9 protein-coding genes, 1 tRNA gene and 3 rRNA genes are annotated in these 12,976 nt (G+C 53.7%); 8 read left to right on the top strand and 5 right to left on the bottom strand.

Annotated features, from left to right (window positions below; translation table 11 throughout):
• The gene (gene rbsR, locus LGM20_RS25325) at positions 1-993 is read left to right on the top strand and encodes a ribose operon transcriptional repressor RbsR (RefSeq protein ID WP_087672188.1); all 993 of its coding nucleotides are present in this window, start codon (positions 1-3) and stop codon (positions 991-993) included.
• On the opposite strand, the gene mdtD is transcribed toward rbsR, so the two are convergent.
• Together mdtD and LGM20_RS25315 are read right to left on the bottom strand one after the other, a co-directional pair.
• On the bottom strand, positions 990-2,387 hold the full coding sequence (mdtD, locus tag LGM20_RS25320; RefSeq protein ID WP_044525114.1) for a multidrug transporter subunit MdtD: 1,398 nt from the start codon (positions 2,385-2,387) through the stop codon (positions 990-992). The genes rbsR and mdtD overlap by 4 nt on opposite strands.
• 12 nt (positions 2,388-2,399) lie before the next feature.
• Positions 2,400-3,101: a FadR/GntR family transcriptional regulator gene (locus LGM20_RS25315; protein ID WP_023291487.1), complete on the bottom strand. Its 702-nt coding sequence runs from the start codon at positions 3,099-3,101 to the stop codon at positions 2,400-2,402.
• Between the two features lie 478 nt (positions 3,102-3,579).
• Here LGM20_RS25315 and LGM20_RS25310 point away from each other — a divergent pair.
• The 4 genes from LGM20_RS25310 (at position 3,580) to rrf (ending at position 8,586) form a co-directional block, all read left to right on the top strand.
• A 16S ribosomal RNA gene (locus tag LGM20_RS25310) occupies positions 3,580-5,119 on the top strand.
• A gap of 85 nt (positions 5,120-5,204) precedes the next feature.
• Positions 5,205-5,280 (top strand) — tRNA-Glu (locus LGM20_RS25305).
• 190 nt (positions 5,281-5,470) lie between these two features.
• Positions 5,471-8,372 (top strand): 23S ribosomal RNA (locus LGM20_RS25300).
• Between the two features lie 98 nt (positions 8,373-8,470).
• Positions 8,471-8,586, top strand: a 5S ribosomal RNA gene (gene rrf / locus LGM20_RS25295).
• Together the 16S, 23S and 5S rRNA genes with 1 tRNA gene alongside form the textbook arrangement of a ribosomal RNA operon.
• A gap of 221 nt (positions 8,587-8,807) precedes the next feature.
• Here the strand turns inward: rrf and mobB are convergent.
• Together mobB and mobA are read right to left on the bottom strand one after the other, a co-directional pair.
• Positions 8,808-9,314: a molybdopterin-guanine dinucleotide biosynthesis protein MobB gene (mobB, locus tag LGM20_RS25290; RefSeq protein ID WP_023291488.1), complete on the bottom strand. Its 507-nt coding sequence runs from the start codon at positions 9,312-9,314 to the stop codon at positions 8,808-8,810.
• Complete coding sequence (gene mobA / locus LGM20_RS25285) at positions 9,311-9,892, bottom strand: molybdenum cofactor guanylyltransferase MobA (protein WP_023291489.1); 582 nt, start codon at positions 9,890-9,892, stop codon at positions 9,311-9,313. The genes mobB and mobA overlap by 4 nt, the downstream gene beginning before the upstream one ends.
• A gap of 71 nt (positions 9,893-9,963) precedes the next feature.
• Here mobA and LGM20_RS25280 point away from each other — a divergent pair, with 71 nt between their 5' ends.
• The 3 genes from LGM20_RS25280 (at position 9,964) to dsbA (ending at position 11,946) form a co-directional block, all read left to right on the top strand.
• The gene (locus tag LGM20_RS25280) at positions 9,964-10,233 is read left to right on the top strand and encodes a YihD family protein (RefSeq protein WP_002882612.1); all 270 of its coding nucleotides are present in this window, start codon (positions 9,964-9,966) and stop codon (positions 10,231-10,233) included.
• Positions 10,234-10,308: 75 nt separating this feature from the next.
• On the top strand, positions 10,309-11,295 hold the full coding sequence (locus LGM20_RS25275) for a serine/threonine protein kinase (RefSeq protein WP_004203612.1): 987 nt from the start codon (positions 10,309-10,311) through the stop codon (positions 11,293-11,295).
• 27 nt (positions 11,296-11,322) lie between these two features.
• Positions 11,323-11,946 carry a thiol:disulfide interchange protein DsbA gene (gene dsbA / locus LGM20_RS25270; RefSeq protein ID WP_044520852.1) on the top strand — a complete coding sequence of 208 codons (624 nt, stop codon included), beginning with the start codon at positions 11,323-11,325 and terminating at the stop codon, positions 11,944-11,946.
• A 39-nt stretch (positions 11,947-11,985) separates the two neighbouring features.
• On the opposite strand, the gene LGM20_RS25265 is transcribed toward dsbA, so the two are convergent.
• The gene (locus LGM20_RS25265; protein WP_023291491.1) at positions 11,986-12,894 is read right to left on the bottom strand and encodes an acyltransferase; all 909 of its coding nucleotides are present in this window, start codon (positions 12,892-12,894) and stop codon (positions 11,986-11,988) included.
• Between the last annotated feature and the right edge of the window lie 82 nt (positions 12,895-12,976).

The raw sequence follows: 12,976 nt of genomic DNA, 5'->3' as shown, positions 1-12,976 counted from the left end.
TTGGCTACGATGAAAGATGTGGCCCGCGTCGCGGGCGTTTCCACATCGACGGTGTCACACGTCATCAATAAGGACCGCTTTGTCAGCGAGGCGATTACCGCCAAAGTCGACGCCGCGATCAAAAGCCTCAACTACGCCCCCTCGGCGCTGGCGCGTAGCCTCAAGCTTAATCAAACCCGCACCATCGGCATGCTGATCACCGCCAGTACCAATCCGTTTTATTCCGAGCTGGTGCGGGGCGTGGAGCGCAGCTGCTTTGAGCGGGGTTATAGTCTCGTACTCTGTAATACGGAAGGTGATGAGCAGCGAATGAATCGTAATCTGGAGACGTTAATGCAAAAACGCGTCGATGGATTACTGCTGCTGTGCACTGAGACCCACCAACCCTCCCCGGAAATTATGCAGCGCTATCCGTCGGTTCCGACGGTCATGATGGACTGGGCGCCGTTTGATGGCGATAGCGATCTGATTCAGGATAACTCGCTGCTCGGTGGCGATATGGCGACCCAGTACCTGATCGATCAAGGGTATTCACACATTGCCTGCATTGCCGGCCCGCTGGATAAAACCCCGGCGCGTCTGCGCCTTGAAGGTTACCATGCCGCGATGGCGCGCTGCGCTCTGCCCGTAGCCGAGGGATACGTGGTGACCAGTGATTTTGAGTTTGGCGGCGGATTTAGCGCGATGCAGCAGCTGCTGGCGTTGCCGCAGCGGCCGCAGGCGGTGTTTGTCGGTAACGACGCCATGGCGGTTGGCGCTTATCAGGCGTTATACCAGGCCGGGTTGCAGATCCCGCAGGATATGGCGCTGGTGGGTTACGATGATATTGAACTGGCTCGCTATATGACGCCGCCGTTAACCACCATTCACCAGCCGAAAGATGAGCTGGGGGAACTGGCCATCGACGTGCTGATCCATCGCATGGCCGACCCGCAGCAAAAACAGCAGCGCGTACAGTTAACCCCGGAGCTGGTGGTCCGCGGTTCCGCTTAGCGTTTGTGCCGCTCGCTAATCAGGTTGCGGCCATCCTTCGCTCTCAACAGCATAAACATCAGCGCCGACACGATGGTTATCACGCCCATGGTAATAAAGGTGTAGTGAAACTGCTCTACGGTGCTGGCGCTGTCAAAACCTTCATAGAAGCGCAGCACCGCAGCGCTGATGGCCACTCCGAGACTGATGGAAAGCTGCTGGGTGACTGCCAGCAGGCTATTGCCGCTGCTGGCATTGTCATCCGTCAGATCGGCCAGGGTAATGGTATTCATGGCGGTAAACTGCGTGGACATCGCCATCCCCAGCACGAACAGCGGCAGAAGCAGCATCCACAGCGGCATTTCTGGCGACTGCAGCGAGAACTGGGCAATCATAAGGCCAATAAACACGGTGATCCCCACCAGGGTCTTACGATAGCCAAACCAGCGCAGCACCTGGGTAACGGTAGATTTCGCAATAATCGAGCCGATAGCGGTGGGGGCGATCATACAGCCGGCGATAATGGCCGGATAGCCAAAGCCAACCTGCAGCATGAGCGGCATCAGAAAAGGTACGCAGCCGGTACCCAACCGCGTGGCAAGGTTGCCGGCAATGCCGACCGAGAACGTATGGGTTTTAAATAAAGAGAGCGAGATCAGCGGCGCAGGATGGCGGCGCGCGTGACGGACATAGGCCATGAGCAGTATCAGACTGACGGCGATCACCGCCAGCGCCAGCCATGTCGCCACGATTTTTTCGCCAAACAGTTCAATACCGCTGGAAAATAACACCAGGCTTAAGCCAAATAACAGAAAACCGGTTATATCGAAGCGTCGGCGCGGCGTTGTGAAATTTGGCATATATTTACGGGCATACAGAATGCCGATCACGCCGATGGGAATGTTTATCAGGAAAATCCAATGCCAGCTGGCCCAGGTCACAAATACCCCGCCGAGAACCGGGCCCAGAATCGGTCCTACCAGTCCCGGCATGGTGACAAAGTTCAGTACCGGCAGCAGTTCGCTGCGCGGATAGGCGCGCAGGAGGGCTAGCCTCGCCACCGGCATCATCATCGCCCCGCCGACCCCCTGAATAACGCGAAAAATGACCAGCTCCGTTAATGAACTCGAGAGCGCGCAGGCGAGGGAGCCGAGAGTAAACAGGCTAACGGCGATGATAAAGACCCGGCGCGTGCCGAAGCGATCGGCCAGCCAGCCGCTGACCGGGATCAACATCGCCACCGTCAGCGTATAGCTGATGATGGCCGACTGCATCGCTAAGGGAGAACGATTAAGACTGTGGGCGATAGCCGGGAGGGCGGTGTTAAGAATGGTGGCATCCAGCGCCTGCATAAAGAAGGCCATCGCCGCGATCCACGGCAGGCCTGCCATGCTGCGCCCTTTTTTTCCGCTCATGCCAAATCCTTGTTATTGATTTACGTGGTGTGGGGCGTTCAGCAGCGCCTGGCAGGCGAGCAAGGCACCTGGCGCATCGCTATTGAGAATGGCATCGACGATCGCCTGGTGGAGATCGAGCTTCACGACTTCATTTTGCGTAATCGACGTGAAGTAGGTGTGGTAGACGGAATGAAATAAAGAAGCGAATGAGCTGAGGAAAGGATTGCCGCTCATTTCATAGATATGTTCATGCCAGGCCATATCGACGTCTATCCAGCGATCGCGCTGAAAATGACGTTTCAGGGCAATCATCTCTTCCATTAGGGTATTGAGTTGCGCTTTCTGCTCTGCGGTGCCGTGGGCGGCGGCGAGGAAACAGGCCTGTGGCTCCAGGCTGCTGCGCATGACGAGAAAGTGGCTCACCACCTCTTCGAAGTTATCTTCCGTGAGCCACCAGGAGAGCAGTTCCTTATCCAGGAAGTTCCAGCTGCTGCGCGGCATTACCCGGGTGCCAATGCGAGGGCGGGGCAGCAGCATGCCTTTTGCAGTCAGCGTCTTCACCGCTTCGCGGACGGCGGTACGACTCACGCCGAACTGCTCCCCTAACTCCATTTCGCCGGGAAGAATGCTTTCCGGCTGATATTCGCCAGTCAGTATCTTTTGGGCGAGCTTCTCGGCCAGTACCCAGGAGATGTTCTTTTGTGCCGCCAGTTGCTGTGCGCTTAAAGACATAAATGCCGTTCCTTTCTTTTCTCTACACTAACAGTATGCCACCAGGCGCCCCGTTTCGTCGGTTAAAACAGCAAAACGGCGGTTTTTTGCGACATTCCTCGCCGCATTGTTGAAAAAAGAGACGGTTGAAAAGTTTTTTTGCATTTCCCCTTGTCACCTCAGAATTACTCCCTATAATGCGCCTCCACTGACACGGAACAACGGCAAGCAAGCCGCCGGGTCAGCGGGGTTCCGGTGAGAACCTCGCAGAGAAAAGCGAAAATAAATGCTTGACTCTGCAGCGGGAAAGTGTAATATGCACACCCCCGCGCCGCAGCGAAAAACGAAGCGGCACTGCTCTTTAACAATTTATCAGACAATCTGTGTGGGCACTCAAAGTGACATGGATTCTTAACGTCCTCGGACGAAAAATGAATACCAAGTCTCAAGAGTGAACACGTAATTCATTACGAAGTTTAATTCTTTGAGCATCAAACTTAAATTGAAGAGTTTGATCATGGCTCAGATTGAACGCTGGCGGCAGGCCTAACACATGCAAGTCGAGCGGTAGCACAGAGAGCTTGCTCTCGGGTGACGAGCGGCGGACGGGTGAGTAATGTCTGGGAAACTGCCTGATGGAGGGGGATAACTACTGGAAACGGTAGCTAATACCGCATAACGTCGCAAGACCAAAGTGGGGGACCTTCGGGCCTCATGCCATCAGATGTGCCCAGATGGGATTAGCTAGTAGGTGGGGTAACGGCTCACCTAGGCGACGATCCCTAGCTGGTCTGAGAGGATGACCAGCCACACTGGAACTGAGACACGGTCCAGACTCCTACGGGAGGCAGCAGTGGGGAATATTGCACAATGGGCGCAAGCCTGATGCAGCCATGCCGCGTGTGTGAAGAAGGCCTTCGGGTTGTAAAGCACTTTCAGCGGGGAGGAAGGCGATAAGGTTAATAACCTTGTCGATTGACGTTACCCGCAGAAGAAGCACCGGCTAACTCCGTGCCAGCAGCCGCGGTAATACGGAGGGTGCAAGCGTTAATCGGAATTACTGGGCGTAAAGCGCACGCAGGCGGTCTGTCAAGTCGGATGTGAAATCCCCGGGCTCAACCTGGGAACTGCATTCGAAACTGGCAGGCTAGAGTCTTGTAGAGGGGGGTAGAATTCCAGGTGTAGCGGTGAAATGCGTAGAGATCTGGAGGAATACCGGTGGCGAAGGCGGCCCCCTGGACAAAGACTGACGCTCAGGTGCGAAAGCGTGGGGAGCAAACAGGATTAGATACCCTGGTAGTCCACGCCGTAAACGATGTCGATTTGGAGGTTGTGCCCTTGAGGCGTGGCTTCCGGAGCTAACGCGTTAAATCGACCGCCTGGGGAGTACGGCCGCAAGGTTAAAACTCAAATGAATTGACGGGGGCCCGCACAAGCGGTGGAGCATGTGGTTTAATTCGATGCAACGCGAAGAACCTTACCTGGTCTTGACATCCACAGAACTTAGCAGAGATGCTTTGGTGCCTTCGGGAACTGTGAGACAGGTGCTGCATGGCTGTCGTCAGCTCGTGTTGTGAAATGTTGGGTTAAGTCCCGCAACGAGCGCAACCCTTATCCTTTGTTGCCAGCGGTTAGGCCGGGAACTCAAAGGAGACTGCCAGTGATAAACTGGAGGAAGGTGGGGATGACGTCAAGTCATCATGGCCCTTACGACCAGGGCTACACACGTGCTACAATGGCATATACAAAGAGAAGCGACCTCGCGAGAGCAAGCGGACCTCATAAAGTATGTCGTAGTCCGGATTGGAGTCTGCAACTCGACTCCATGAAGTCGGAATCGCTAGTAATCGTAGATCAGAATGCTACGGTGAATACGTTCCCGGGCCTTGTACACACCGCCCGTCACACCATGGGAGTGGGTTGCAAAAGAAGTAGGTAGCTTAACCTTCGGGAGGGCGCTTACCACTTTGTGATTCATGACTGGGGTGAAGTCGTAACAAGGTAACCGTAGGGGAACCTGCGGTTGGATCACCTCCTTACCTTAAAGAACCTGCCTTTGTAGTGCTCACACAGATTGTCTGATGAAAGTAGAGAAGCAAGGCGTCTTGCGATTGAGACTTCAGTGTCCCCTTCGTCTAGAGGCCCAGGACACCGCCCTTTCACGGCGGTAACAGGGGTTCGAATCCCCTAGGGGACGCCACTTGCTGGTTCGTGAGTGAAAGACGCGTACCGATATATCTCAAAACTCATCTTCGGGTGACGTTTGAGATATTTGCTCTTTAAAAATCTGGATCAAGCTGAAAATTGAAACGACACACAGTTAATGTGTGTTCGAGTCTCTCAAATTTTCGCGACACGATGATGTTTTACGAAACATCTTCGGGTTGTGAGGTTAAGCGACTAAGCGTACACGGTGGATGCCCTGGCAGTCAGAGGCGATGAAGGACGTGCTAATCTGCGAAAAGCGTCGGTAAGGTGATATGAACCGTTATAACCGGCGATGTCCGAATGGGGAAACCCAGTGCAATTCGTTGCACTATCGTTAACTGAATACATAGGTTAACGAGGCGAACCGGGGGAACTGAAACATCTAAGTACCCCGAGGAAAAGAAATCAACCGAGATTCCCCCAGTAGCGGCGAGCGAACGGGGAGCAGCCCAGAGTCTGAATCAGCTTGTGTGTTAGTGGAACGGTCTGGAAAGTCCGACGGTACAGGGTGATAGTCCCGTACACCAAAATGCACAGGTTGTGAACTCGAAGAGTAGGGCGGGACACGTGGTATCCTGTCTGAATATGGGGGGACCATCCTCCAAGGCTAAATACTCCTGACTGACCGATAGTGAACCAGTACCGTGAGGGAAAGGCGAAAAGAACCCCGGCGAGGGGAGTGAAAAAGAACCTGAAACCGTGTACGTACAAGCAGTGGGAGCACCTTCGGGTGTGACTGCGTACCTTTTGTATAATGGGTCAGCGACTTATATTCTGTAGCAAGGTTAACCGTATAGGGGAGCCGCAGGGAAACCGAGTCTTAACTGGGCGTTAAGTTGCAGGGTATAGACCCGAAACCCGGTGATCTAGCCATGGGCAGGTTGAAGGTTGGGTAACACTAACTGGAGGACCGAACCGACTAATGTTGAAAAATTAGCGGATGACTTGTGGCTGGGGGTGAAAGGCCAATCAAACCGGGAGATAGCTGGTTCTCCCCGAAAGCTATTTAGGTAGCGCCTCGTGAACTCATCTTCGGGGGTAGAGCACTGTTTCGGCTAGGGGGTCATCCCGACTTACCAACCCGATGCAAACTACGAATACCGAAGAATGTTATCACGGGAGACACACGGCGGGTGCTAACGTCCGTCGTGAAGAGGGAAACAACCCAGACCGCCAGCTAAGGTCCCAAAGTCATGGTTAAGTGGGAAACGATGTGGGAAGGCACAGACAGCCAGGATGTTGGCTTAGAAGCAGCCATCATTTAAAGAAAGCGTAATAGCTCACTGGTCGAGTCGGCCTGCGCGGAAGATGTAACGGGGCTAAACCATGCACCGAAGCTGCGGCAGCGACACGATGTGTTGTTGGGTAGGGGAGCGTTCTGTAAGCCTGCGAAGGTGACCTGTGAGGGTTGCTGGAGGTATCAGAAGTGCGAATGCTGACATAAGTAACGATAAAGCGGGTGAAAAGCCCGCTCGCCGGAAGACCAAGGGTTCCTGTCCAACGTTAATCGGGGCAGGGTGAGTCGACCCCTAAGGCGAGGCCGAAAGGCGTAGTCGATGGGAAACAGGTTAATATTCCTGTACTTGGTGTTACTGCGAAGGGGGGACGGAGAAGGCTATGTTAGCCGGGCGACGGTTGTCCCGGTTTAAGCATGTAGGCTGGTTATCCAGGCAAATCCGGATAATCAAGGCTGAGGTGTGATGACGAGGCACTACGGTGCTGAAGTAACAAATGCCCTGCTTCCAGGAAAAGCCTCTAAGCATCAGGTAACATCAAATCGTACCCCAAACCGACACAGGTGGTCAGGTAGAGAATACCAAGGCGCTTGAGAGAACTCGGGTGAAGGAACTAGGCAAAATGGTGCCGTAACTTCGGGAGAAGGCACGCTGGTGTGTAGGTGAAGTCCCTGCGGATGGAGCTGAGACCAGTCGAAGATACCAGCTGGCTGCAACTGTTTATTAAAAACACAGCACTGTGCAAACACGAAAGTGGACGTATACGGTGTGACGCCTGCCCGGTGCCGGAAGGTTAATTGATGGGGTTATCCGTAAGGAGAAGCTCTTGATCGAAGCCCCGGTAAACGGCGGCCGTAACTATAACGGTCCTAAGGTAGCGAAATTCCTTGTCGGGTAAGTTCCGACCTGCACGAATGGCGTAATGATGGCCAGGCTGTCTCCACCCGAGACTCAGTGAAATTGAACTCGCTGTGAAGATGCAGTGTACCCGCGGCAAGACGGAAAGACCCCGTGAACCTTTACTATAGCTTGACACTGAACATTGAGCCTTGATGTGTAGGATAGGTGGGAGGCTTTGAAGCGTGGACGCCAGTCTGCGTGGAGCCAACCTTGAAATACCACCCTTTAATGTTTGATGTTCTAACGTGGGCCCCTAATCGGGGTTGCGGACAGTGTCTGGTGGGTAGTTTGACTGGGGCGGTCTCCTCCCAAAGCGTAACGGAGGAGCACGAAGGTTAGCTAATCCTGGTCGGACATCAGGAGGTTAGTGCAATGGCATAAGCTAGCTTGACTGCGAGCGTGACGGCGCGAGCAGGTGCGAAAGCAGGTCATAGTGATCCGGTGGTTCTGAATGGAAGGGCCATCGCTCAACGGATAAAAGGTACTCCGGGGATAACAGGCTGATACCGCCCAAGAGTTCATATCGACGGCGGTGTTTGGCACCTCGATGTCGGCTCATCACATCCTGGGGCTGAAGTAGGTCCCAAGGGTATGGCTGTTCGCCATTTAAAGTGGTACGCGAGCTGGGTTTAGAACGTCGTGAGACAGTTCGGTCCCTATCTGCCGTGGGCGCTGGAGAATTGAGGGGGGCTGCTCCTAGTACGAGAGGACCGGAGTGGACGCATCACTGGTGTTCGGGTTGTCATGCCAATGGCACTGCCCGGTAGCTAAATGCGGAAGAGATAAGTGCTGAAAGCATCTAAGCACGAAACTTGCCCCGAGATGAGTTCTCCCTGAGACTATAAGTCTCCTGAAGGAACGTTGAAGACGACGACGTTGATAGGCCGGGTGTGTAAGCGCAGCGATGCGTTGAGCTAACCGGTACTAATGAACCGTGAGGCTTAACCTTACAACGCCGAAGATGTTTTGGCGGATTGAGAGAAGATTTTCAGCTTCGATACAGATTAGTCGATGCGTCCGCAGGACGTGTTGATAAAACAGAATTTGCCTGGCGGCACTAGCGCGGTGGTCCCACCTGACCCCATGCCGAACTCAGAAGTGAAACGCCGTAGCGCCGATGGTAGTGTGGGGTCTCCCCATGTGAGAGTAGGGAACTGCCAGGCATCAAATAAAGCAGAAAGCTCAGTCGAAAGACTGAGCTTTTTGTTTTTGCGTTTAAAAAGAACCCCGTTCCGAAAGGTGCGGGGTTTTTTGCTGTGTGGGGTATGCCTCCCCCGGTGGCGCTGCGCTTACCGGGGCTACGGATTCGACATGGGGCTACGCCCCTGTGGCGCGGACAAGCTATGCAGCACTGACTCAGGGAAAAATATCGCCTGAAGTTCTGCTACTGCTTCGCTAACCAGCCGACAATAAATGTCGCAATCTGCGGAATATTATTTAAATCCAACAGCGGAAGTGAGGTCGCGATCGATACATCGCTGGCCACGGCGATGGTATGATCATCCATCGTTAACTCTTCCACACGATGGCCGCTGTTTTGCCGAAAAAGCAGGATCTTAGGCACTGCTTCATGCTTGAAACCCTCGACCAAAACAAGGTCCAGTCTGCTGGCATCCATTCGACTGACCAGCCATGTGAGATCTAATTCCGGCTTCTCGGGTGTTTCGGTCATCAGCGCCCACCGCTGTTCGCTGGCGACAATGGTTTGCGCAGCGCCCGCCTTGCGCAATTCATAGCTATCTTTGCCCGGCTTATCCACGTCCATATCATGATGGGTATGCTTGATCAGACCAGGGCGTAATCCTTGAGCGCACAGCTCAGGAATGAGACGCTTTAATAATGTCGTTTTCCCTGTACCGCTCCAGGCGGCAATCGCTAATAGCGGGATCATGATGGCTCCTGCATACGTTGCAAATCCTCGAGCGTATTCACATTCATAAAAGCCGATTTTACCTCGCTGAAGCTAACCGGATGGCCGCCCATCTGGCGCATGAACACCATTACCCGGCGTTCGCCGCTGGCAAGATAGGCCTCCAGATGCGGAATAATTTGCCGATGCGCCAGCGCAACGGCGGGATGATCCCGTTCGCCGTCATGGGCCCAAACCACCGGCGCAGCGCTTTTTTGCTGGATAAAGCGCTCAACTAAAAATGACGGAATGAAGGGCGTGTCGCAGGGGCAAAAAACAAACCATGGACTCGCGACCTGCTGCATCACAGCAAGCATACCGGCTAAAGGACCCGGGTACCCCGCCTGCGTATCACGAAACACCGGATATCCACTGGCTTGCCACTGCGTAAGGTGACGGTTGGCGCTAATCACTAACTCATCTACCTGCGGAGCTAATGCCTCCGCGACGTGTCGCCAGAGAGGACGTCCATTGAGCAACTGTAATCCTTTATCAATGCCGCCCATTCGCGTGGCCCTGCCGCCCGCCAGCACGACGCCGGTTATCGCCTCGCTTTGCATATGAATATCGCCTCTTTCATTGTGGGATTGACCCTGTTAACTTGTCCCTATCAAGAGTAAGGAGCATGACCATGAAATGTAAACGTCTGAATGAAGTAATTGAACTCCTCCAGCCCGCCTGGCAGAAAGAGCCTGAACTGAACCTGATGCAATTTTTGCAGAAGCTGGCGAAAGAGGCCGGCTATGATGGCGAACTGAGCGATCTTTCCGACGATATTCTGATCTATCACCTGAAGATGCGTGATTCTTCAAAAGATGCTGTCATCCCGGGTATTCAGAAGGATTATGAAGAGGACTTTAAAACCGCGCTGTTGCGCGCCCGCGGCGTAATAAAAGAGTAAAAGGTTGTAAGCGCTGCCGCGTAAAGCGCAATGAGATGATATCCTGAACTATTCGTACGATTATCGGATGTCAGGATGCACGATAAGGCTTTTACTTTTCAGACGCTTCGCCCGGATACCATTATCGATGGATTATTCGATCTGGGTATGCGGGTGGACTCCGGTCTTACCCCGCTGAACAGCTATGAGAACCGCGTTTATCAGTTCCAGGACGAAGAGCGTCATCGCTATGTGGTGAAGTTCTATCGTCCTGAGCGCTGGTCGGCAGCGCAGATCCTTGAAGAACACCAGTTTGCGCTTCAGCTTGTAGAAGATGAAGTGCCCGTTGCTGCGCCGCTGTTATTTAACGACAGTACGCTTCATCAGCATCAGGGATTTTATTTTGCCGTTTTCCCAAGCCTTGGCGGCCGACAGTTCGAGGCGGATAACCTTGATCAGATGGAGTGGGTTGGCCGTTATCTTGGGCGCCTGCACCAGACCGGGCGCAAACAGCGCTTTTCTGCGCGTCCGGAGATTGGCGTGCAGGAGTATCTGCTGGAACCGCGCCAGGTATTTGAACAGTCGACGCTTATCCCGTCAGGCCTGAAGGCCGATTTCCTGAAGGCGACCGATAAACTCATCGCTGCCGTCATGACCCAATGGCACGGCGGCGGGACTACTTTGCGCCTGCATGGTGACTGCCATGCAGGCAATATCCTCTGGCGCGATGGGCCGCTGTTTGTTGACTTAGACGATGCGCGAACCGGCCCGGCGATTCAGGATCTGTGGATGCTGCTCAACGGCGATAAGGCTGAACAGCGTATGCAGCTGGAGACCATCGTCGAGGCCTATGAGGAATTCAGCCCCTTTAACAGCGATGAAATCGCGCTTATTGAACCTTTACGCGCCATGCGACTGGTTTATTATCTGGCGTGGTTGCTCAGACGCTGGGACGATCCGGCTTTCCCGGTTAATTTCCCCTGGTTAACCGGGGAGGATTACTGGCGAGGGCAGACGTCTACTTTTCTCGAGCAGGTGAAGGTTCTACAGGAACCCCCGCTTCAGTTAACGCCAATGTATTAATGTGATATATCCAGGAGAGAGTAAATCATGAAAAAAGTTTGGCTGGCGCTGGCTGGTATGATTCTGGCTTTTAGTGCATCCGCTGCCCAGATCACCGACGGCAAGCAGTACATCACCCTTGATAAGCCGGTTGCTGGCGAGCCACAGGTGCTTGAGTTCTTTTCATTCTACTGCCCGCACTGCTATCAGTTTGAAGAAGTGCTGCATGTCTCTGACAGCGTGCGCCAGAAACTGCCAGAAGGCACCAAAATGACCAAATACCACGTCGAGTTCCTGGGGCCGCTGGGCAAGGAGCTGACGCAGGCATGGGCTGTTGCCATCGCGCTGGGCGTTGAAGATAAAATTACGGCGCCGATGTTCGAAGCGGTGCAGAAAAACCAGATCGTGCAGAGCCTGGCTGACATTCGTAAAGTGTTCGTCGACGCTGGCGTGAAAGGGGAAGACTACGATGCCGCATGGAACAGCTTCGTGGTGAAATCTCTGGTCGCTCAGCAGGAGAAAGCGGCAGCCGATCTGCAGCTGCAGGGGGTACCGGCTATGTACGTCAATGGTAAGTACCAGCTGAACCCGCAGGGGATGGACACCAGCAATATGGATGTCTTCGTCGCTCAGTATGCGGATACCGTGAAGCAGCTGGTTGAGAAGAAATAAAAAAAACGCCGGTCACTGACCGGCGTTACTCTATCTGTTTTACCGTGGCGTCCTTTCTTTGTCCCGCATGATGTCAGTTAACTGACGGTCTTTCTCTTCCCACAGCCCATTCAGCCAGCGCTGGAAGCCACGCTTAAAGTTCTTATCGTTGACGTAATCGCCGTGTAGCTCCTCGCCAATCGGTACCAGATTGATACGAACCACAATGCGCGTCAGTCGGCCGCTTAACATGTCGTAAAACGGCCTTGCATTATTTTCCGGGTAGCACAGCGTAACGTTCAGCAGTTTATCGAACTGCGAACCGAGAACATTGAGCGCCATGGCAATACCTGCCGCTTTCGGTGGTAAAAGATTGTGGTAAGGGGAGCGCGTCTCGCGCTTTTTTGCGTCGGTAAAACGCGAGCCTTCCACGAAATTGACGATAGTCGTCGGATGTGAGCGGAATTTCTCACATGAACGGCGGGTGGTTTCGACATCTTTACCACGGCGTTCCGGGTGACGAATAAGATAGCTACGCGAATAGCGGCGCATAAAAGGCATATCCAGCGCCCAGCAGGCGAGACCGATGAACGGTACCCACGCCAGCTGTTGTTTAAGGAAGTACTTATTCATCGGAATATGCTTGCGGAACAGTACGCACAGCACCACGATATCTGCCCAGCTGTGGTGGTTGCTGATCAGCAGATACCAGTTCTTTTTGTTCAGGCCTTCCAGACCCTGGACGTCCCATTTTAGCCAGGGATTGAGATGCAACAGCAGCGCCAGCCCTTCGCACCAGCAGTACATCATAAAATTGCAAAAAACGGATATAGAGCGCCATACCGCTGGAATGGGGACCAGCAGTTTAATCAGCCCGGCGACGATGATCGGTACAGAGCAGATAACGGTGACTAAGATGGTTAAGGCGATACTCAGCGGAAGTGTTATCGCAGCGAGTAATCTCGACATAGTTAGTTTATTCAGAAAGTTAGGCTGACAAAGAGCGCCTTTAAGCTGCGCAAGGGGCTGATTTTACCAGAAAACGCGGCAA

Origin of the sequence: Klebsiella quasipneumoniae subsp. quasipneumoniae (assembly GCF_020525925.1) — a bacterium.
Taxonomy (GTDB): Bacteria; Pseudomonadota; Gammaproteobacteria; order Enterobacterales; family Enterobacteriaceae; genus Klebsiella; species Klebsiella quasipneumoniae.
The sequence above is the reverse complement of the archived record's forward strand: the minus strand, read 5'-3'. Positions and strand labels throughout refer to the sequence as shown.